Raw genomic sequence first — 21,418 nt, forward strand, 5'->3', positions numbered from 1 at the left:
AATAAGCTTTTTTATTCCCCCGATAACTGGGGAGGGGTGGGAGCATGAAAAGGGCGTTGGTCGTTCTCATCATCCTGATGCTCGCCTTCAGCGTTACCACTCCTTCGGTTTCCGCTGCTTCTGGCCCCCAGCAGCTCTTTGACATCAAGATAATGCTCCGGGTTTCGCAGAGCCAGATAAACGGCTCCCTTGCATGGATTGGAACGTTTGACATATACGTCAAGCTCAAGGACCCTAACTACAGAGCCTACTTCGGGCATCTTGCAAAGGAAAACGAGACGAACGCGACGATACAGTTCGCAAACTTCGTTTATCTTCTCGTTTACAGCAACCTCAAGAAGGATCTGAACGATAGGCTTGAGGGGAGCAACCTGAGCGCTATAATCTACGTACCCCCCGGAGGGCCGGTTCGCGTAACCAGCAACTGGTCCGCGGTCGTTAGGTTCTCCATCGTTCCCTTCCTAGTTCCAGACGGGCCTTACCTCAAGTGCCCCTACTACGGCCCCCTCGACTTTGTTTTCAAGGGCAAGATTTACTCCTTTTCTTGGGAGAGGCTCACGATAGTCTTCCCGAAGGGCTACAGGATAGGGGAGCTGGCCCCCAAACCGAACGACCTGAGTGGCAACGTTGCCGTCTGGGAAAACGGCGACTACCTCCCCTACATAGAGCTCTATAACCCGGTATACCTCTTCCAGACCTTCATAAACTCAACGAGGAAGACGATTGAGGTCTCCTTTGACCCCAACGAGGGCTATATTCAGTTCAACGCAACCTTCACCGGAATGACCGTCCCGGAGTCAGTGACGGACATTCTCCTCCTGACATTCAGGAAGAGCATGGACATAATGAGCATATCCGCCCAGAGCACGAAGAACGGCGTTAAGGTAATCGGGGTCGCCAAGCCGGAGGTTGCCTACAGAGAAACCCGGAAGGAGAAGATATGGCTCGTCTCCGTAAAGCTCCCCGGGAGGTTCGACAGAATCGTCGTCAGGAACGGCAAGTACACCCTCGCACCCGACGGAACGCTCATCATAACCTACACCGAAAAGAAGAGGGACTACCTTCCATACGTCGTTCTCCTGGCTGTGGCCGTTGGGGCTGGAATCGCCCTCTGGTTCTGGCGGAGGAAATCGAAAGGGGAGAAAGTTGGAGACGTCTCCAATATGGTGGACACTATCGAGGTAGAGGAGGATAACGGTGGTGGGGAATGAGCCTCGACTTCTTCTTTTACCCATCGAGCGTCGCCCTCTTTGGGTCGTTCAGGAAAGGGGCAATAGCCAGGGAAATCCTGAGGAACATCGTTGAGGGTGGCTTTGAGGGGAAAATAATCCCGGTAAATCCGAAGGGTGGAACCGTAGAAGTCGGCGGAAAAACCCTCACCATAAAACCCAAGCTCGACGAGCCGGTTGATGTTGCCATAATAGCGGTTCCAGCTAAGATAGTCCCCTCGCTCGTAGACGAGATAGGGCCACTCATCAAAGGCGCCGTCGTCATCTCAGCGGGCTTCTCCGAGGTAGGGAACGATGAGCTTGAGAGGGAGCTCGTAGAAAAGGCCAGAAAGCACGGGGTAAGGCTTATCGGGCCAAACTGCGCCGGAATCTTCGGCGTTCACGGGAAGTTCTTCGGTTCCTTTGAGGTTCGCGTTAAACCCGGGGGTCTGGCTTTAATCAGCCAGAGCGGGGCCTTTGGCGGAGCGGCATTGGCTATGGGCAACGATGAGGGGATAGGCTTCTCGGCCTTCGTTTCCTATGGAAACGCATCGGATTTAAACGAGAGCGACTTTTTGGAGTACTTCGCGGGCGACGAGAACACGAAGGCTATTGCCCTCTACATCGAGGGGGTTAAAGACGGGAGGCGCTTCTTTAAGGCCCTCCGCTGTGCAACGGGCAAAAAGCCGGTCATAATTCTTAAGGCAGGGAAGAGCGCGAGCGGTGCAAGGGCAGCAGCTTCCCATACGGGCTCTCTGGCCGGTTCCTACGAGATTTACAGGGCGGTCTTCAGGCAGGCTGGAGCTATAGAGGTCGAGGAGATGGAGGAACTCTTCGATGCGGCAAAGGCCTTTGAGATGTATCCAATGGCCGGAAAGCGCGTGGCGGTAATCACCAACTCAGGGGGCCCCGGTGTTCTCGCGACGGACAAGCTCGAAAGGCTCGGCCTTGAAATAGCGAAGCTGAGCGAGAAAACCGTTGGGGAACTCCGCTCCTTCCTTCCAGAGCAGTGCTCCGTAAGGAACCCCATTGACCTCATAGCCGATGCCGACTACGAGCGCTACAAGCGAACCATCGAGACTGTCTGCCGGGATGAGAACGTTGATTCCCTCCTCGTCATCTGCGTGCCACCGATATTCATCCCGAGCGGGGAGATAGCGAGGGCCGTTGTTGAGGCGGACTGCGATAAGCCGATTATAGCGAACTTCATGGCCGGTGAGCTCGTTAAAGATGGGGTTGAGCTCCTTGAAAGAAACGGGGTGAAAAACTTCCCAACGCCAGAAAGGGCCGCGAGGGCCCTGAAGTGGCTGTCCGATAGGTCTTCCCCTTAACCTCACGTAACCCTTTTATACCCTTACACTCTGGAATGCTTCGATAGCATGATAGCCCTTGGCATTGAAGGAACCGCCCACACCCTTGGCATAGGTATCGTTACCGAAGATAGAGTGCTCGCCAACGTATTCGACACTCTCACAACTGAAAAAGGTGGAATACACCCGAAGGAGGCAGCGGAGCACCACGCGAAACTTCTCAAGCCCCTCCTCAGGAAGGCCCTTGAAACGGCCGGAATAGGGATGGAGGACGTTGACGTCATAGCCTTCTCCCAGGGCCCGGGCCTCGGGCCGGCATTGAGGGTTGTTGCAACCGCCGCGAGGGCGCTGGCGATAAGGTACAGCAAGCCGATAGTTGGGGTTAACCACTGCATCGCCCACGTGGAGATAACCAAGATGTTTGGGGTTAAGGATCCCGTCGGCCTCTACGTTAGCGGTGGAAACACGCAGGTTCTGGCTCTGGAGGGTGGCCGTTACAGGGTCTTCGGCGAGACCCTCGACATAGGCATAGGGAACGCCATAGACACCTTTGCAAGGGAAATCGGCCTTGGCTTTCCTGGCGGGCCGAAGATAGAGAGGCTCGCCAGAAAGGGGGAGAGGTACATAGAGCTCCCCTACGCTGTAAAGGGCATGGATTTGAGTTTTTCCGGCCTCCTCACCGAGGCGGTCAGGAAGTACAGAACCGGGAAGTACCGCGTCGAGGATTTGGCCTATTCCTTCCAGGAGACGGCCTTTTCAGCTTTAGTAGAGGTCACGGAGAGGGCGGTGGCACACACGGGCAAGGAAGAGGTGGTCCTCGTCGGAGGCGTCGCGGCGAACAACAGGCTTCGCGAGATGCTCAGAATGATGGCCGAGGACAGAGGAATAGACTTCTTCGTCCCTCCCTACGACCTCTGCAGGGACAACGGGGCGATGATAGCCTACACCGGCCTGAGGATGTTTAAAGCTGGGATTTCCTTCCGGCTTGAGGAAACCGTCGTCAAGCAGAAGTTTAGAACCGACGAGGTTGAGGTGGTATGGGCCTGAGGGTTTCACCTTTTATACTCCTCATTGACATTATCCTTCTCATCTTCATAGGTTACGCCACCATATACGCCCTCAAAAGGGTTCACCGCTACTCAGAGCCGTTCAACCGCTTTGTCACGGTAATAGCCGTTTCAATGCTCTTTGCAACCCTTGGCCGAATTATAGATGTCATAGACGACTTCTACGCCAGCGCATACTTTACACCGGCGGAGCAGATTCTTTACTTCGTTTCAATCATCGGGGTCATCTACGGTGTTATAAGCTACATTCACGCCGTTGAGATGAAGATTATGCCCCGGCCCGCTGGAACCTTCGGGGGCTCTGTATCCTCGGGAGGTTTCCTCTACTTCGGAAAGAAAACCGAGCTGGCGAGTTTCCTTAGGCAGTCGAAGGTTCCCGCCCTCGTGTTCACAAGGGACCCATGGCTCTACGAGGGCCTTGAGAACGTCCAGACAGTCTGGGTGACCAACGCAAGCGATGAAGGCGTTGCCCCGACGAGGATTCACGTCCTCCTCGACATAGCCGTCAACTTCTTCAGGAAGGGCGGGAAGCTGGTTGCCATAGACTGCGTTGAGACGTTGGTTCTCTACAACGACTTTACATCCATCTTCAGGTTCCTCACAGCTTTAAAGGATCACGCCTCGAACTTCAAGGCCATCGTCCTGCTGGTTCTTGAGAAGGACACCCTTGAGGCCCAGCAGGAGAGGCTCCTGAAAAGGGAGTTCTATGAGATTGAGAACCTCAAAGAGCTCATCAAAACTTCTTCTTGATTTTTAGGGTGTACTTCGGGTATATCTCCCTTGTGAAGCGGACGAACTTTGCCTTCCTCGGGGAGAGCCTTATCTCTATCTCCGTGTCCGGCGGGAGGTAGGTGTAGAACTGCCCGTCTATCGCGAGCACGAGTTCCCTCCTTAGGGATACGTTCCTGACGGTTACGACGCTCTTTGATGGAACTATCATCGGCCTTGAGCTGAGGGCTATCGGTGCAAGGGGGGCTATAACTACAACGTCAAGCCTCGGGTCAACGAAGGGCCCACCGGCGCTCATGGCGTAGCCCGTAGAGCCCGTTGGAGTCGATATTATCAGCCCGTCGGCCCTTATCTCGTCGGCCATCCCACCGTCGACGTAGTACTTGAGGTGTATTATCTTCCCCGGTATTCCCGTCAGTATGGCGACCTCGTTGAGGGAATCCGGGACGCTGTTTTCCCCGTTTACGTAGGTTCTCAGCTTTATGCGCTCGTCTATGTAATAATCGCCCTCAATGAGCTTGCTGAGGGCGAAGAACGTCTCGTGGGGTTCAACCTCCGTGAGGAATCCAAGCGTGCCCATGTTGATTCCGAGGAGGGGTATCTCCCTTTTGGTTCTGTGCTCCACCCTCAGTATCGTCCCGTCACCGCCTATAACTATTATGAAGTCCACGTCGAAGTCCTCCAGCGGGAGGACGTCCTCCTCATGAAACTCTGGGAGATGCCTGTGGGTTTCCTCGTCGACGACGACATCGTAACCGCTGACCTTCAGGAAGTCGTAGACCCTGTAGGCTAGCTTCAATGCCTCCCACCTGTCCCTTCTTGCCACTATGCCAAACTTCAGAGACGCCACCTCTTCCCCTCCTTAATTCTCTCTCTTCTCTCCCGACCCAATTAAACTTTTCCTCCGCCTTATCTTGGCCCCCATGTGGGTAGTCACGATGGCTCCCACTCCCGTGGGTATCCAGTAGGAGATAATCCTGTCGAGGACGGTGGCCGTGACGGCGACCTCCTTATCTATGCCGAGGAGAACGTAGACGCCGGAGTTTATTGTCTCGACGATTCCCGCCCCTCCAGGGATTACGCTTATCATGCCGACAACTATGCCGACCATCTGGACGACCATGACGTCCACGAACTTAACTGGAAAGCCTATCGCCAAGAAGGTGCAGTAAGTCCTCAGTATTGTGAAGAGCCACGAGGCTGTGGAGTAGAAGAGGGCCAGCAGGAAGGCACCCTTGTGTCCCATCAGGAAGCGGAAGTCGCTCTGGAACCTCGGGACGTCGACGCTGACTATCCTCAGGAACTTTTCCCGGTATTTATCGGCCTTTGCCGGGAGAAACCTTTCCATAAGGCGGTAGAACCAGAGGAGGGCCCTCCGGGTTTTTCTCTCGCTCAGAAGGATTCCAAGGCTGATCGCCACGAGGGCTCCGAAGACCGCGTCGAGCACAACGAGGGTCACCGTGAGTGAAACTGATCCTAGGTAGTAGACGTACGCAGTTGAGAGGGCGAGCATGAAGACTACTGGAACTAGATCGAGGATTCTGTCCATCATAACTGTCGCGAAAACCTGTCCGTAGGGCTTCTCTATCTCCTTCGCCAGGAAGTACATCCTGATAGGCTCACCACCTCCCCTCGCCCCGGGGGTCACGTTGTTCACGAAGATGCCGGCGAGCAGGGAGAGCAGAACCTTTCCAAAGGGGGCCTCCATGCCGAGACTCTTTATGAGAACCCTCCACCTCTCCGCCCACGAAAGGAGACCGAGGACGTACATGGCCCCCGCTAGAAGGAGGTACCTGATGTCAGACCGCCTGAGTATGGCGAGGACTTCCTCTATTCCGGCCCACCAGAGGAGGAACGCAATTATGATGACTCCAAAGCCCATAAGGGCAACCTTTCTCCAGTCCATCCCTCACACCTTCCTCAGCCTCGCTATGAAGAAGCCCTGGGTCATGTGCCTGTTGGGGTAGAACCTCTGGACGTTGTCGAGACCTATGCCGTGGGAGGCTATAAAGAGGGGTTGCTCCTCAAGTTTGAGGCCCTTTTCGAGTATGTACCTGACGTTTGCCTCGTTCTCCTCAAGCGAGAGGGTGCAGGTTGAGTAAACGAGGACTCCTCCCTTCCTCAGGGACTTTATTGCGGCCCAGATGAAGGCCCTTTGATACCTCGCAGTTGCCTCTATGTCCTTCGGAGTCCTGATCTCCCAGAGTTTGGGCCTTATCCCGAGGGCCGTGCACGGCGCATCCAGGAGTATCTTGTCCGCCTGAACCCCGAGTTCCGGGAGCTTCCTTGAGTCCATGCGTATGGTTTTGACGTTCTTGACGCCCAGCCTTTTGAGTTCCTCCTCCATTTTTTTCAGGCGGTTCCTCGACTTGTCTATCGCGATTATTTCACCCCTGTTCTCCATCAGCTGGGCTATGTGACTCGTCTTCCCGCCCGGTGCCGCCGCCATGTCTATTATCAGCTCCTCCTCGCTCGGCTCAAGAACCCTCGCCGTCACCATGGAGGGCAGACTTTGGGCGTAGAAGAGACCCTCCTTAAAGCTCTCCAGCTCGCTCAGGCTCGGGAGCCTGAACTTTGGGAGGGTAACCTCAACTGCCAATCCCCTCGTCGAGAGTATCATCTCCTTGGCGCTCATCCTCGCTATTCCAATTCCAACGAGGAGGCCCTTTGGATCGCGGATTTCGACCTCGTCGCCCGGCTTTATGCCTTTGTCGGCCTTCAAAACTCCCGGGGCGTAGAGCATTGCCCCCTGATAGACGCTCTCGCTCGCGAACTTGTTTGCAACGACCCTCTTAAGCCCCGGTTCGTAGTCGTCGTCAAAGTTCGGCCCCTCTCGCTCGAAGTAGATGCCCTCCTTCAGGTAAGGGCTCCTCCTGGGCTTCAGGCCCTCCCTCCTCAGGATTCTGATGAGCTTTGACCTGCTCGTCTTCAGCGTGTTCACCCTGATGTAGTACTTCTCAACCGGCGTCCTGAGGGAGGCCATTATCTCCTCGGCTTCGCTCCCGAAGAGCCTCCGGTAGTACTCCCTCAGCTCCTCAGGGAAAGCCTCCTTGTAGGACATAGCGACACCTCAGAGGTCGAAGATTCCAAAGCGCTTTCCGAGGTCTATAAGTCTCTTCACTCCCTGTTTCAGGGCCTTCGCCGAACCAAAGTTCGCCTCGAACTGGAAGACCTTCTCGTTGCTCCCTTTAATCCTCTCAAGGACTTCAGTCGGTGAGAGCCTTCCGTCGCGCCTCCAGTTGTAGACGTCGTTCAGGAAGTTTTCACTGCCGTATATGAAGCTCCTCGGAAACACCTCAAGGAACGTTCCCAAGAAGTTCTCGCTTATCCTCTCCCTCGGAACCGCCACAACGAGGTAGTAGCTCTCCGGGGTTGCACCTACCTCTATCTGGGGCTTTATCTCAAAGGCCGGGTGCGGATACTTCATGAGCCTCCACTCGCCGTCGAGGAAGATGTACGCCCCGAAGACCTCCTCAACGTCCTCTACCTCAAAACCCTCCGGAAGTTCCTCTCTGAGCTCTTCGTTGAGCGCGAAAACGTCCTCCCATAGCCTGTTGAGAAAGTCGTGGACTTCCCTCACCTTCATTCCTTTCCCCGAAAAAGAATGGGAGGGTGGTTTAAAAAGGTTCAACCTCTGAGCTTTGAACTAAGACTGGAAAGGCTTTCCGATGCCTCCTGAAGGGCCTGATTGATGCTCTCCATTATGTCGGTCTTCACGGTCTCCTCCTTGCTGAAGAGCTTGACGTTAACGTCTTTGCCGAGGGCGTTTACCGTCAGGTACAGGTCTATCCTGAGCTTGCTCGTTTCCCCGTTCTTTACATGAAGAACCCAGGCCTTTGGTATCTCGTCCCCGTATATGACGGTCTCTACCGGGAGAACCTTGTAGCCCTTCGCTGGTATCACCACGCTCTCAACCGTCTGGCCCGAGCCGACCTTTATCCCGTTGGCGTAGACGTTGAAGCGCAAGTTGCCGACCGGGAGCGGGAAGTCGTTGGGGTTGTAGAGCTTCATGTAGGCTATCATCTCCCCCCTCTCGCCGGTGGCTCCCTTCCACTCGACCTTCGTGCTCACGAGGGCCGGGCTCTGGGCGAGGCCACCGAGGATTGGCGTGCTCTCGGCGGTGAAGTTCATCTGCCCGAGGATGTCCTCGTTAATCTCTTGACTGAGGTCTAACTTCAGGGGTATGAACTTGAGGAGGAAGGCCCTAAAGGTCAGGCTGGCCTCTCCCCTCTGGCCGTTGTCGAGGTATTTGAAGAGCGCCCTGACGATGTTGTGGTTGTCTATCCCGATCACGACCTCTGCTCCCGTGCTGAACGGTCCGTAGGAGAACCTCTCGACCCTCGCAACTTCCACACCCGAGAAGTCTAGGACCGCGTACCTGACCTCGAGGGGTAGCAGGAGGGGCTTTTTCCAGTGTGCTGTGACAACGATCTGGGTCTCCTTCTCGTTAACCTCGCCCCATGAGGCACTCAGCTGTGGCGCCATTGTCACCACGGCGTAGGCAACATAGGCTCCCCAGAGGAGGAGAAGGAGAACGAAGAGCAGGACGAGCTTTTTGATTAACCCCATGGCGACCACCTTTTTACAATCTAGGGGCTCTATCCTTATAAAGGGTTTTCCCCGCTATTCTCTGGTGGTTCCATGGGCTGGCTCTCATCGATCCTCTGGGCATTCTGGTACATACTCCCCGCTTACTTCGCTAACGCCTCCCCGGTTCTCGTCGGGGGCGGGAGGCCGATAGACGGTGGTAGGGTCTGGAGGGACGGGAGAAGGCTCCTCGGAGATGGAAAGACCTGGAGGGGCTTCATCGGTGGAGTTACCATTGGAACGCTCGTTGGGTTAATCCAGTACTTCATAACGCCCGGCTTCTACGGAGACCTCCCGACGGCCCTAAAGCTCGCGTTTCTCCTCTCCTTCGGAGCTCTGGTTGGTGATTTGATCGGGAGCTTCTTCAAGAGGCGCGCAAACCTGCCGAGGGGAGCACCTGCAATAGGCCTCGACCAGCTCGGCTTTCTCATAAGTGCCTTGGCCTTCGCCTATCCTGTTAAGACCCTCTCCAGCGGGCAGATTATATTCCTCCTAGTGGTTTCCCCCTTCGTCCACTGGGGGGCCAACTACCTCGCCTACAGGCTCGGCTGGAAGAGCGTACCGTGGTGACTCTACATTTTTTGCTAACTATTTAAAGAAGTAGTAGAAATTTGAATAGAAAAAGTATTTATATTGTGGATGCAAGTTTAACGTTGGTGAGGTGGCTTGAGAAGAGTCCTCGGGTTCATGATGGTGGTAATCCTCCTGAGCTGGAGCGTTGCAACGGTGCATCCGGTAAGGGCAGAGCCTGTGACGAACGAGGCATACCAGGCCTTCTGGGACATACTGAACAGGGAGGCCTGGCTCTACGCCCAGATTGAGGGCGGAAACTCCTCTGCCGTTGAAAAGTTCATCGATAATTCACGCCTCGGCTCTGAAAACGCCATCAACATATCAACGCTGATATGGCAGTCCCTCCGGGAGCTGAAGTCCTCGGGCGTTAAGCTCTACTACACTGCCGACGAGCTCAGGCAAATGGCGGAGAACGTCAGCGAGAACGGTCTCCCCAACGAGACCGTTGAGGAGCTTAAAGCCCAGGGCTGGACCGATGACCAGATTAAGGCCCTTGAGGAGTACATAGCCAAGAACGCCGACAACATCACGGGAGATTTCAACATGAGCGCCTTCCTCCAGAACTTTTCGACGGCCTTTATGAGGGTTGCCTTCAAGTACAACCACTACTGGGCCTATGGACTTGAAAAGCTGTTGAATCGGAACGCCTCTTCCCTTGACGTTCCGGTCGTTGTCATAACCCAGAGTCCGGAGGCTAGAAATGTTCCAATCGCATGGGACGCTTTCGAGAACTTTACCGGCCTCTACAAAAACGCCGATCTCGCGACAAAGCTTTCCCTTGTCAGAAAACTTGAGAATAAAATCATCGACATGGGGCAAAGCAGTGGGTGGAGAACCCTCTACTCAAAAAAGAACTTCCTAAGCGGTAGTTCGACCTCCTGTCAGCTTACCAAAGATCCGGCTCTCCTTGGAAACCTCTTCCGGAACGCGAGTATAACCTCCAAGAGGCTCCTCAACCAGACGTACTCGGTACCGGTTGGTTCTCTTCCCTCAGGAAGCGCCGGCTACTACTACGAAACCCTGGCCGTTCGCTCATTCGTCAGCGGGGACTACATCATCGTCGAGCTCAGAAGAAAGTGGGAATCCCAGAAGGTTCTCAACGACTGCTCTATCCAGACAATCTCGGGTGAAAACTACACGATTTACTACTGGCGGGCCTTCGAAGCCCTTGAGGCTCTCAAGAACCTTGAATCAACGCTGGAGGCTGTGGAGAAGGGCAACGGCAACCCCGACCTTAGGGAGCTTGAGGCGAACCTTACCGACTCCCTTCCGGGTCTCTTCAAGACTGAAAAGATTGGCCATTACTGGAGGGGCTCCACGACCATTATCCACAGGTCAATTCCGGGTGACCCGCAACCTCCTGCGGTTGAGGGGACATCCTCAAGCGAGGCCTTCCTTGACCTCGGCGTCGAGGTCTCGGCCGCTGATGTAACGGAGAACTACGCGACCTACAGGGTCACGGTTGCCCTTCAGGCCGTTGGGGGCTCCGTTTCCGACGTTGACGTAAGCGTCAACGGAGACGGCCTCAGCGATTCAAAGCACTATAACGTAATAACTCCCTCCGATGGGGTCGTCAGGTGGACAACGAGGGCCAGCTCAAAGATATATGGTTCTGGCTCAGTCAACGTCTCTGGAACCGTTGATGTTTATTACTCGGTTCCCTATGCCACTCCCACATCCATAGGCCTTCCGGGGGACGCCGGAACTGTGGATTCAAACGATAGAAAGCATGTAAACAAGGAATACTCCGAGACGATACGCTTGGGCACTCCCATTAAGCCGGGCAAGGTAACGTTTAAGATAATCCCGAGCGACAGTACGGTCAGGCCGGGAAGCAACGTGACCTTTAAGGTGGAGGTGATAAACAACAACGACAAGCCGATAAACGCGGAGTACACCCTGGACGTTGCCTATCCGCTGGACGGGGAGAGCGCAACCGCGAGCTTTTCAAACTCGACCATAGTTCAGAAAGGTGACCCATGGGTTGATGTGGCCGGAAGGGTTTACTACGCCTCAACCGGAACATTCCACTACTCAGGCGTGCTCAAGTTCGAGGGCTTTTCAAAGACCGTTGAGGGTGATATTGTGGTCAGTTCGAACGCGAACTCAAGCGGAAGCGACCCCGCACCTTCGAACGGAAGGCTTACGATAGTCAGTGTAACTCCTGAGCCTGAGTATCCAAAGGAGGGTGATACCGTGGGCTTTAATGTCAAAATAGGTAGCACTTATCCGAGTACTGAGAGGGCTTTGGTTAAGCTTTATGTTGATGGTGAGCTTAAGGATTCGAAGCCCCTTAACGTTACCACTTCTGGTGTTTCCGTGACTCTGCACTGGCTTGCGAAGGCAGGGGAGCATGATTACACTGTCAAGCTCTACAGGCTGGTTAATGACCAGGAACTGTGGGAGGATTCTATTGAGGGAACAGTTAATGTTACCAGAGATAGTGTTGAGATTGTAAAGGTAGAATGCCCTGAGCGAGTGGGGCTTGGAGAAACTGTTACTTGTAGAATATACCTTAAGAACAATCTTGGGGAGAGGGTCAGTATTAACACGAAGGATGTATTCCTGTACGGTCATCCTTATGATGAGTACCTCCACCAGTCAAGGACAGTGAAAATTGAGTATCCAATTCAGAATTCAATTAATATTGACCCAAATCACACGGAGGTGTTACTCGTGGCACCTATCAAAATCCCAGAAGACAAAACACTGTTGAACTACCAGTACGTATATGATCCTCACGTGGGGGATGGAACATTCGATTGGACAGACACGAACTATACTTTGTCCATTCAAATAGACATGCCATATCCTCAAAAGGACGTAACCATTAATAAAACAATAACCCTCTATTACTTCGGAAGTCAACTAATGCAGGAAGACTCTAAAAAATTTGCTTATGCACTTATAGATGGATTCTTGGTGCCAGGAGTGAGTGCTTATATAGCCCTATTTATGGGGCTAGGACCAATTGGAACAGCAATAGTAGGAGGTATTGTTTTAACAGTAGCAGTTTACATAGAAATAAGAAACTAGGGGGTGTGAAACTATGTCAGGGAGCTTTCTATACTATCTTGACTTTTATATAACTCCTGGGATTTTTGTACTTGGAATAATCATGACATACTTCCATCTGAAGAGAGGCAAAGTAAATTTGGCAAAGAGGAATGCCTTGGCCCTACCAATGTTGATTTCCTATCTAACATGGTTCAGGCTTGTAATTCCATATGCACTCTACTATGACCCAAACTATATTCTAGTTCTCCTGATTACCATATTGGCATTTACATTGTACCCCGTAGTGTTATTAAGGCTATACCCTAATGAAGATTAGTCATAGCTTTGAATTAGATTCAGTGCCACAAAGACCCAAGAGACGACAAAAATGGATCTAAATTAGAACGCCCTGACCAAAAATACCGCCTGCCTTTTTCTTTTTCCCGATAGGGTTGACCCGGGTGATAATGTGATAGCGTTCATAACTATTGAGAATACTGCTGATTATGCTCAGACTTGGCCTGTGGAGCTCGTGGATGACACTGGCAACGTGTGGTGGCCGGAGCCTGATAAATACGTTTTGGGTACTAACTACACGCTCTCAGAGGGGATTATCACAATACAACCACATAAGACAGCTCACATCATGGTTACGGGGATTGAAGTATATCAGAATACTACCTTTTACCTCAAAGTCGGCGGAATCACAATGGCCATGGCGTACGTGGAAGTTAAGCCTGCAACAGTATCCAAGGCTTTTATGGAGTGCAGTAATCTAAAACTATCGGCGAATAAGGGGGATTTGACCTTAAACATGAAATGTGATGTGTACTTTACGAATCCTACAGGGGTTCAATGGAATATAACTCGCATTGATACAGAGGCCCATGTACTCAAGACACCGCATACAAAGGATTTAACAATCGAGCCAACTAAGACGATAATAACACACACTATCCCACCTGGGGGAGTTGGAGAGTTTGAGCTCGAGTTCCATGACGTCCTGCCTCAGAGTGGGTTCATCGAAACGGGATTGAAACTGAAGGACTTGGCAGGGGCTAAGGTTCCAGTGCAGGTGAACTTCACGGTCTACGCAAACGATCATCCATACGTCAAAACTTCGCAGGGTATACTCGATTTGACTTACACGGCAACTCAATATGTGAAGATAGAGATCAACAAACAAAAAGTTATAGAGCATTTTGCAGTTAGTGTAAGTGTGGGAGTCACTGCTGGAGCTGTAACTGCGTATATACTCGAATGTACTGAAACAGGAGCTGCTATTGGCTCAGCTATTCCGGGTGGTGGGACTTTAGTTGGGGCTACGGTAGGGTTTATCTTTGGAGTTGTAACGTACGAAATATTGGGGTTGCCATAGGGGTGATAGCAATGAGCTTTGCGAAAAATCTCCTCTCGGGGTTTTTCTCTCTTCCTTATCTCCTCTCTAATCATGGGAGTGAAGTCGAACTATTGGACTTGTATATTTCCTTTCTCGTTCGTTGCCTCTGGCGAAGCATTAAAAGGGGTTATAATTGCGGCGAAGGCAGGCAAACGTGCAAAGACAGCATGGGAGATTTTTAAGATTGCGCAGGGATTCATAAGGGGAATACTGAAGAAGTGGTGATCCAAAATGGGAGTGGAAATTCTCATTTTACTCCTTTATCTTTCCCTTATCCTAGGTGCAGCCATAGGAATTAAAACAAAATCATTCCATCAAGGCTTAGCAATTTTGGTGTTTTCATCGGCGTTCGTGGCAGGAATTAAGTACAATGAGTCGTTTATTGTAGTTGTGTCATGGTTCTTCTTGTCCATCTTGTCCTCTTATCTGTTCTACTTTGAGTATGAACGGCCTCTTTCTAGACTTGAAGGGGATGAAAGTGTTGGGGACGTTATACTGGGATATCTCATTGGATTCTTTATAGTGTTGGTCCTTAAGCTTCATGGCGTAGGTTGGGTTCTTTCTCTTTTGGCAAGTTATTGGGCGTTTCATTTAATGTTGCTAATAGACTACGGAAAGAACCGGAGGGCTTTTTATCTTCTTAAAATCCCCTACATTGTTTTGTCCTCGGGCGCTCTGATTGAAGAGTTTGGGACTCAAGGGGAGCTATTGCCGTTCCTCATTGCTTATTTAGCCTGTTTTGTCCTGTGGCTGAAGTTTGACCTTCCGAGGATGTGGAGGCCTCCGAGAATAACTTAATTTATTTCTCCTTCTTTTTGAGCAGGAGAGTGAGAAATATAAGTAAATCCATGGGACTCTTGGGGTGAAGGATAATGAAGGGGTTGGGTCTGAAGAAATCTCTCTCGTCTCTTATCGTTTTCCAGTTATCTTTAACGTTCATTCTAGTTCATGAAAAAGTGCCCTCTCATTATATTTTTGATATTTGGATATTCCCTTTGGCTCTCCTTCTGGTGTTTTTGTGGATGGGAGTTAAAGGGACTGCTGGGGAACTTCTTGCTGGATGGTTCTTTCTGGGGTTGATAGGCTTCGGTTTATCTGTTAATGTTCCATGGATTGTCAGGCCCCTCGTCTTGGTTGTCTCTGCTTTGTGGTTTTTGCTGTGCCTGGACCTTAAAAATGTGGACTGGACAGGTTATCTTGCCAAGGTAATTTTGAACTTAACCCCTTGGAAAAGGCGGTTTTTAGTCATTGTAACGGGATTTTCTGTCTTGGTATTTACATTTAAGTTGCTAAACGATTCACCAATGTCATTGTGGGCCAAGTTTTTTATTGTTCTGATGTATTTGGTAGTTTTTGTAGCCTTCCTTATGTTATCAAAGAAATACAGAGACATGAACAGTAGGAAGGGAATCCTTCGGTTTTCTGTTTTGGTTTTTATTTTTATCGGCATCTACGTTAAAGTAAGAAACAACATGGGCTTTATTCTCCAAGTTATCGTTGTCCCATTTTTATGGACGGCTCTCTTGGCGTTGGTTGAATTTTCTAATGGGTGTTCACAGGGGCGAGATAATGGCATCAGCGTACGTAGAGGTTAATGGTGCTCCTTACTTGGGGATAATGATTAATAATCAAGTGGGCATTCGGCTGGAGATTTAAGAGCCTCATGAAGAATTTAAGAACGAATCTTCGGAGGTGATTAATATGGTGAACTTAGAACTTAAACATAATAGACGCTATCAGAATATACTTGCTCTACTACTCCTCTGGGAATTGTTTGTTTCAGGGTTGGCAGCATTCCTCAAAAGCTATAGTGGACTTGTTATGGTTATAGTTGAATCTCTGTTTTGGATAGGGTATCTGTGGTTGTTTGTCGTGTATCCTTTCCTGCTTCAGGTGTTTCATTCCACTACCAAAGAAGAAAACGTATTATTGATACTGGGGGCTTCTATTGGTATAATAGCACTCTCAAGTGGCATGGCTTTTGGGTTATTCAAAATGGGATTTGGATGTGTTATCTCTTTAATGGTTGCGTATACTGGGGTTTATTTAGCTCTGATTCTCATTTTTGAACCTGGCATTAGGTTCCAATATCTATTCAAAATTCCATACCCACTACTCGCCCCTCTTGCTTTAATCGAACAGCTGAGCCTCCAAATTTGGTTAATTCCATTTATAATCATCCACTACATCGTAATGACCCTCTGGATCGGGCATGATGTTTTAGGGGGTTCGGAGGGTCATTATAAAACTGGTAAAAACTGAAGGATAGTAAAGATCAGCTGGTGGAGTTAATGATACTCGCCTTGAACTGGTTTGTTACCTCACTTTACGTCTCAATTATCTCCAGTTGTTACTATGGCGAACAAAGTCCCACCATCTGGTGGGAGAGCTTTTTCCACTACGCTCTAACGCTTTGCTGAATATAAGCAAAAAAGAACTTTAAAAGCCAGGTTTAAATTCCCTCAATACCGTTTGTTAGGGCAGTGGAAGGGTCCAGAGGAAGGTGATGTACATGGTTTGGATGTACCTGCTTTACATCTTTCTTTTCATTTCACTGGTCAATCTAAAGATAAGCAAGTCAATCCACAGGACGCTGACAATTTTAATCTTTGGTGAGATATTTGTTTCCCTTTTGACGGGATTCTCCCGTAATGATGCCAGTCCCCTTTTGAGTGCCTCCGTGGTGGCCATTTTCACATCCATAACTGTGGTGTTCTTTGATGTCAAATACACCGGTTTGCGGGAGCGAGATATTAAATCTCAGAACGTTATGTTGCCTCTGTTGGTTACATTAATGGCCATTGCACTGTTTTTTAGGGCGGGAATAATAACGTCCGTCCTGATTGGATATTTCGGTGTTTATCTGGCGTTCCTTTTTTACTTTGAGTCAAAGAAAATACCCGATGCGCAGTACCGAAAATATTATTATCTGCTTAAACTTCCCTACCCGTTGTTTGGCCCTTAACTCTGCTGGAGCAGTTTGGTTTTTAGTATCTCTGGTGCCTCTCATCACGTTGCACTACCTCATAACATTCCTCTGGCTAAAAATCGAACTGCCTCGGAAAAATATAGTCCCCAGAATAACGTGAGGTGGGAGTATGGTTTATACAATCTCGTAATCTTACTCTTGTACTCTTTTCTTTTTGGTGGTGTTATAATGGTATGGAGGAGATTTTATCAAATTGCTCTTTTGCTTTTGATGTTTTCAGCAAGCTTGCCTCATCCATTTATCATCTCTGGTAATATTCTCGGAAGTCCCATATATGGTTCAATCTTGGCGTTTCTACACCTGCTTACCTGTTACATACAGTATGAATGCCGTTCAGGAAGTTTTCGGGCGATAAAAGAAGTTTTGACGATGTGATTTTGGAGAGTATCTCTGGCCATACCTCGGTGTTTCTCATCAAAAAGGGTGGAAGATGAACGGTTCAAAAATACATGTTCACCCTCTTCGTTAACGGCACTCCAGTGGACGATAAGACTATAACCGTGAAGCCCGAAGGCAACGTGGTGGCATGGATGGAATGTAACCCTGATGTGATATCTTTGGGGGAATCAACTACATGTCTTACCCATCTTGAGCTTAGGAGCAATGAAACGGTTACTTTAAACTTTAAGAAAGTCGAGTTTGGAGGTAAGATTGTGTGGCCTAACGGTCCAAGTAGCATTAATGTTCCGGTAAATGCTACAACTTTAAATCTAACTAACATGAGGGAAGATTTAACGGTGACAATAACAATAAATAATGAGCTGGCAGATTACTATTTTAATAAAAAACCACTTGGATGGGGATCCTACATTGATAGACTTGCAGGATATTCTTACTTGATTAGAGTGTTCTTTGATGATAATGTCGTAACTAGTGACATAATTGAAATAATGGGCAAATCTGCTTCGCTTGGGGAAAAAGCTAAGGTCACCTTTGAAGTCATTGGTACAACTTACTCAGTATCGCAGAGATGTGTTGAACGCCTTGGACAATTAGAAATCGTGATCGGTGGACCATTGGGAAGTGCTCTAGCAAAAGTTACACCAGTTGTGGACATGATTTCATGGGGGTTGACTTTAAGAGATTTCATTAACTGGTTGAGAGCTCCAATGCCAGCAGATATAGATGGGAATAACGTTATTGGTGATAATATATTGGAGGGATAAATTATGGGCATAGAAAGAACATTTTTCCGCCTTTTAGTTTTTATCAATGGCTTAATAATGCTGTACACCTTATATTGCTCCTATGCACTTGACTATGAATGGTGTGGGTATACATTTATTGGCGTCTCTTTATGGACTTTAGGGATTATCTTTGTTACACTTGGAGATAAAACTCCAAGAGCACGAAAAATTGATAATCTTCTGGATTATCCCCTTATCTCATTGGTGGTCTTTGTTATGCTTCTTCATGCTTCAACTCTCTTCGATTTTCTTATTAAAGTTATACTTCTATCTGTAGTAAGTGAGTTGGTAATATATGCATCGAAGCAAAAACTCACCAAGAATGTTCTTTTAGTATATTATTCAGCACTGCTAATACTTGCATGGGTATTTCTTTATAAATATCCGTTGATTCCTTTAACTTACTCTTTATTCATAGTGTACTGCGAGGTGAACAGCTCTCAATTGGTTAATCAATTAGTTAGCGATAAACAGTGCCAAGAGAATCAAAACTATGAATGAGGGAAACTTAATCTATGGGGGGTGGTTGGGATGTTGGATGTGTGCGTTCCCTTACTCGTTTTTCTTTTTACCTACATTGACGTGGTCTTACTGTTGAAGTTCTCTGGAATGAGACCATTGACTAACGAGATCCAGCAAAAACTTCCAGAGTTAGGCCTGTATGTTTTAATATTCCCATATTTGTTGCTGTTTGTTTATGTCGGAATTCTAGAATCCATTGCTTTGGGAAGTGGCTTTCTAGCAGGAGCCATATTAGTAGTTGTGGTTTTTATTGCCTTAGTTTTAAACGAGCAGGTCAAAAACAGACAGGAGGCCTTTAAAAAACTGTTATCTCGTCTTGATATTAGGTTAATTATCTTAAATGCAATAATTCTTGGTATTGTTTCAGGGATTGTTTCAATATCAATTTGTGGTATAGATGTGAGCATTGTGTGGATAGCTTTACCCCTCGGAGCTTATGTGCCGATTAGCTGGAGATGTTTGCATGTTACGAAGTCCAAAGTGCATGGAAACGTACTCTCTGAGGACGGTGGTTAACATGGAGTGTTTGGTTGTGTGCATCTCTTTTATCTTACTTTTCTGGATTTTTATTTTCCTTGGATACGGAGGTATAAGACCTTGGGAAATGAAATTCAGAAAATCCAGGGGACTTGGAGTTGAGATTGTCACTGGGAAACTTTCAGTAGAGACTAATCCGGCCGTTTTAGCAATGGCAATCTACATATGGTCCATATATGAAACATTCACAACAAATATCAATGAAAATACAGGTGACAATAATATGATTGTAGGTGATGGTCAATGAAATTTAAAAAGTTTTTTCGTTCCTTCTTTCAGTTTATTTATTGGCCTTTACCCTCATCTGGGTGACAAATCTAGTTGTTAATATAAGGTTGCTAATCATAGTGTTTGTTGTATCTACCCCTATAGCTTATCTATTCGCTTGGTTAGCTAGTATGCTTTTTCCCGCAGATGATTATGTTACCGTTAGGAAGAAAAAAAAGGAAAGTGAAAAACTAGGTAGTTAGGGAGGTGAGAACATGAGCGTTTTATCCTACTCTTTTTATTCTCTGATTCTGTTGCTCTTACTTTTTGCAATCTCGATAAAAGTTAGGGGACTAAGGTCGCTGGTTTCTCTTATTGCTGTAGGGCTCGTGATGTACGTTGGACTAAAATTCAATTTGAAAAACGTACTTATCATTTCCATGGCAAACATTACTTTACTCATCGGAGCGCTCCTGCTCAATGTTCATAGGAACCTTTTTGGGCTATCTAATATAGACATCAAAAACAGAGGCGCCCTTATTTCGGTTCCATACCTCGTTGTCATTGGCGTAATTTCCTTTTCTCAGTGTTCCGTTTGCTACTCACTGATTCTCCTGTGGGTATTCCTCTGGTATTATTTTAAAGGCAAATGCAGAAACATAAATTTGATGTGTATTGTGTTTCTGTACATCCCCACAGTGGTTCTTGTCGGAATTTATAAAACCCCTTTGGCCTTGAGCTACGCAATAGTTACTCACTGGTTCCAGGGAGAGATAGAGTCCATCAATGAGGAGAATGTGAAAAGGCATTCAGACGATAGAGGTTCAGTTGGTGCGGCTTTGGATAACATTCCCGAGTATGCTTGGAGTTGGAAAGGGGATGGTAATTGAAAGAGAGAAGCATAGCCTGAGGGAGAAAGGATTGAATTCAAGCACTGAGAGGGCTTTGGTTAAGCTTTATGTTGATGGTGAGCTTAAGGATTCGAAGCCCCTTAACGTTAGTACTTCTGGAACGTCTGTGACTCTGCACTGGCTTGCTCAGGTTGGAGAACACAATTACACTGTCAAGCTCTACAGGCTGGTTAATAACCAAGAACTATGGGAGGACTCGTGGAGTGGCAGTTTGAAAGTTGCCAGGGACCCTGATGGGTTGTACGCTTGGCTTGATGTTGCTCCCAATCCTGTTAATGTTGATGGGACGGTGAACGTGAAAGTAAGGGTTGAGAACCATAATTCCAATGAGTGCTTTTATCAGGGTACTATCAAGGTAGTTGATGACAGTGGTCTAATCCTATGGCCTAAAAAGGATTATTCTGTAGCAGGACTTATTACATATCCTTGCGAAATTTTTGAACCTGACTATACCATTAGTGGCAGAGTACTCACTATCGGGCACGACAGAACTATGGTTCAGAACTTTACTCTAGAGCACGTTTCAAAGAATATGACTCTACGTCTTATAATTGGGGGTGTAGAGATGGCTAGTGCAAAGGTTAATGTTGTCCAGCCCGGGCCTGTTATCGTCACAATGGACTGTCCAGATACTGTGGCCATTGATGATGAAGCCCATTGTACTGTTCATTTGACCTTAGTAAAGCAAAAGAATATAACTCTACATCTGAAGGAGATTGAGTTTGGAGGTAAGAAAGTGTGGCCGGTAAATCTAAGTAGTGTCTGGGTGGAGCAGGAAGAAATAAAGTTGATTCCCCACTATACTCACAGCTTGTCATTCTCAATAAAAATCGATGATGCTCTGGTAAACTACTACTTTGGAAAACCGCTTTACAAGACATACCTTGATAAATTTGCAGGATACTTGTATCTTGTAAGGGTTGAATTTTATGAACTAAACTATCCTGTTTCGGACGTAGTGTTGATAACCTATGAGAATGTAGAAAATGGTGATTGGTTAGACCGCGGTTTGACTGCATATGAGCTCTATAAAACAGTTAAGGGTGTTATATCAAAGCCAAAAGACCTCAGGGTAGTGTTACTAATTGAGGCTATTAAACACGAGAATGACATCCAATGGTGGGTAGAAGATACGTTCCTAGATGTGGACCACTTTCCATGTGAAACTGACAACAATACAATTGTTGGCGGGTGA

General features: G+C 48.4%; 23 protein-coding genes. 18 read left to right on the forward strand and 5 right to left on the reverse strand.

What is annotated here, in order from left to right; all coding sequences use genetic code 11:
• Positions 1 to 44: 44 nt before the first annotated feature.
• From MVC73_RS09115 to MVC73_RS09130, 4 genes are read left to right on the forward strand one after another with little or no spacing between them, the layout of a single operon-like run.
• Positions 45 to 1,211: a hypothetical protein gene (locus MVC73_RS09115; protein ID WP_297510059.1), complete on the forward strand. Its 1,167-nt coding sequence runs from the start codon at positions 45 to 47 to the stop codon at positions 1,209 to 1,211.
• Positions 1,208 to 2,539: an acetate--CoA ligase family protein gene (locus MVC73_RS09120; protein ID WP_297510062.1), complete on the forward strand. Its 1,332-nt coding sequence runs from the start codon at positions 1,208 to 1,210 to the stop codon at positions 2,537 to 2,539. Before MVC73_RS09115 ends, MVC73_RS09120 begins: the two co-directional genes overlap by 4 nt.
• Before the next feature lie 48 nt (positions 2,540 to 2,587).
• Positions 2,588 to 3,565 carry a bifunctional N(6)-L-threonylcarbamoyladenine synthase/serine/threonine protein kinase gene (locus MVC73_RS09125; RefSeq protein ID WP_297510065.1) on the forward strand — a complete coding sequence of 326 codons (978 nt, stop codon included), beginning with the start codon at positions 2,588 to 2,590 and terminating at the stop codon, positions 3,563 to 3,565.
• Positions 3,556 to 4,335, forward strand: a complete 780-nt coding sequence (locus MVC73_RS09130; protein WP_297510068.1) for a DUF835 domain-containing protein — start codon at positions 3,556 to 3,558, stop codon at positions 4,333 to 4,335. The genes MVC73_RS09125 and MVC73_RS09130 overlap by 10 nt, the downstream gene beginning before the upstream one ends.
• On the opposite strand, the gene MVC73_RS09135 is transcribed toward MVC73_RS09130, so the two are convergent.
• The 5 genes from MVC73_RS09135 to MVC73_RS09155 are packed head-to-tail and all read right to left on the reverse strand — an operon-like array spanning position 4,319 to position 8,883.
• Complete coding sequence (locus MVC73_RS09135) at positions 4,319 to 5,155, reverse strand: NAD(+) kinase (protein WP_297510242.1); 837 nt, start codon at positions 5,153 to 5,155, stop codon at positions 4,319 to 4,321. The two genes, MVC73_RS09130 and MVC73_RS09135, sit on opposite strands and share 17 nt — an antisense overlap.
• A 21-nt stretch (positions 5,156 to 5,176) precedes the next feature.
• Positions 5,177 to 6,220: a lysylphosphatidylglycerol synthase transmembrane domain-containing protein gene (locus MVC73_RS09140; protein WP_297510070.1), complete on the reverse strand. Its 1,044-nt coding sequence runs from the start codon at positions 6,218 to 6,220 to the stop codon at positions 5,177 to 5,179.
• Positions 6,221 to 6,223: 3 nt separating this feature from the next.
• Positions 6,224 to 7,375: an RsmB/NOP family class I SAM-dependent RNA methyltransferase gene (locus MVC73_RS09145; RefSeq protein WP_297510073.1), complete on the reverse strand. Its 1,152-nt coding sequence runs from the start codon at positions 7,373 to 7,375 to the stop codon at positions 6,224 to 6,226.
• 9 nt (positions 7,376 to 7,384) lie between these two features.
• A complete protein-coding gene (locus MVC73_RS09150) occupies positions 7,385 to 7,900 on the reverse strand; it encodes a DUF3201 domain-containing protein (RefSeq protein WP_297510075.1) in 516 nt (171 codons plus the stop codon).
• 41 nt (positions 7,901 to 7,941) lie between these two features.
• On the reverse strand, positions 7,942 to 8,883 hold the full coding sequence (locus MVC73_RS09155; RefSeq protein ID WP_297510245.1) for an LEA type 2 family protein: 942 nt from the start codon (positions 8,881 to 8,883) through the stop codon (positions 7,942 to 7,944).
• A gap of 72 nt (positions 8,884 to 8,955) precedes the next feature.
• Between MVC73_RS09155 and MVC73_RS09160 the strand changes: the two genes are divergently transcribed.
• The 14 genes from MVC73_RS09160 (at position 8,956) to MVC73_RS09225 (ending at position 21,418) form a co-directional block, all read left to right on the forward strand.
• Positions 8,956 to 9,471, forward strand: a complete 516-nt coding sequence (locus MVC73_RS09160) for a CDP-2,3-bis-(O-geranylgeranyl)-sn-glycerol synthase (protein ID WP_297510078.1) — start codon at positions 8,956 to 8,958, stop codon at positions 9,469 to 9,471.
• A gap of 96 nt (positions 9,472 to 9,567) precedes the next feature.
• Positions 9,568 to 12,510, forward strand: coding sequence for a hypothetical protein (locus MVC73_RS09165; protein ID WP_297510081.1), 2,943 nt, complete (start codon positions 9,568 to 9,570; stop codon positions 12,508 to 12,510).
• Between the two features lie 13 nt (positions 12,511 to 12,523).
• Complete coding sequence (locus tag MVC73_RS09170; RefSeq protein ID WP_297510084.1) at positions 12,524 to 12,808, forward strand: hypothetical protein; 285 nt, start codon at positions 12,524 to 12,526, stop codon at positions 12,806 to 12,808.
• Between the two features lie 132 nt (positions 12,809 to 12,940).
• A complete protein-coding gene (locus MVC73_RS09175; protein ID WP_297510087.1) occupies positions 12,941 to 13,849 on the forward strand; it encodes a hypothetical protein in 909 nt (302 codons plus the stop codon).
• A gap of 72 nt (positions 13,850 to 13,921) precedes the next feature.
• Entirely contained in the window at positions 13,922 to 14,095 is a 174-nt protein-coding gene (locus MVC73_RS09180) for a hypothetical protein (RefSeq protein ID WP_297510089.1), read from the forward strand.
• Between the two features lie 6 nt (positions 14,096 to 14,101).
• Positions 14,102 to 14,668 carry a hypothetical protein gene (locus MVC73_RS09185; RefSeq protein WP_297510091.1) on the forward strand — a complete coding sequence of 189 codons (567 nt, stop codon included), beginning with the start codon at positions 14,102 to 14,104 and terminating at the stop codon, positions 14,666 to 14,668.
• A gap of 74 nt (positions 14,669 to 14,742) precedes the next feature.
• Entirely contained in the window at positions 14,743 to 15,465 is a 723-nt protein-coding gene (locus tag MVC73_RS09190; protein WP_297510094.1) for a hypothetical protein, read from the forward strand.
• 106 nt (positions 15,466 to 15,571) lie between these two features.
• Positions 15,572 to 16,132, forward strand: coding sequence for a hypothetical protein (locus MVC73_RS09195; protein ID WP_297510097.1), 561 nt, complete (start codon positions 15,572 to 15,574; stop codon positions 16,130 to 16,132).
• A gap of 250 nt (positions 16,133 to 16,382) precedes the next feature.
• Positions 16,383 to 16,835: a hypothetical protein gene (locus tag MVC73_RS09200; RefSeq protein ID WP_297510100.1), complete on the forward strand. Its 453-nt coding sequence runs from the start codon at positions 16,383 to 16,385 to the stop codon at positions 16,833 to 16,835.
• 473 nt (positions 16,836 to 17,308) lie between these two features.
• Positions 17,309 to 18,025 (forward strand): hypothetical protein, encoded by a 717-nt coding sequence (locus tag MVC73_RS09205; protein WP_297510103.1) that lies wholly within the window; start codon positions 17,309 to 17,311, stop codon positions 18,023 to 18,025.
• 543 nt (positions 18,026 to 18,568) lie between these two features.
• Positions 18,569 to 19,084, forward strand: a complete 516-nt coding sequence (locus MVC73_RS09210) for a hypothetical protein (protein WP_297510106.1) — start codon at positions 18,569 to 18,571, stop codon at positions 19,082 to 19,084.
• Between the two features lies 1 nt (position 19,085).
• Positions 19,086 to 19,352, forward strand: a complete 267-nt coding sequence (locus MVC73_RS09215) for a hypothetical protein (RefSeq protein WP_297510109.1) — start codon at positions 19,086 to 19,088, stop codon at positions 19,350 to 19,352.
• A 235-nt stretch (positions 19,353 to 19,587) separates the two neighbouring features.
• Positions 19,588 to 20,202: a hypothetical protein gene (locus MVC73_RS09220; protein WP_297510111.1), complete on the forward strand. Its 615-nt coding sequence runs from the start codon at positions 19,588 to 19,590 to the stop codon at positions 20,200 to 20,202.
• A complete protein-coding gene (locus MVC73_RS09225) occupies positions 20,192 to 21,418 on the forward strand; it encodes a hypothetical protein (RefSeq protein WP_297510114.1) in 1,227 nt (408 codons plus the stop codon). The genes MVC73_RS09220 and MVC73_RS09225 overlap by 11 nt, the downstream gene beginning before the upstream one ends.

This window comes from Thermococcus sp. (genome assembly GCF_027052235.1).
Classification (GTDB): domain Archaea; phylum Methanobacteriota_B; class Thermococci; order Thermococcales; family Thermococcaceae; genus Thermococcus.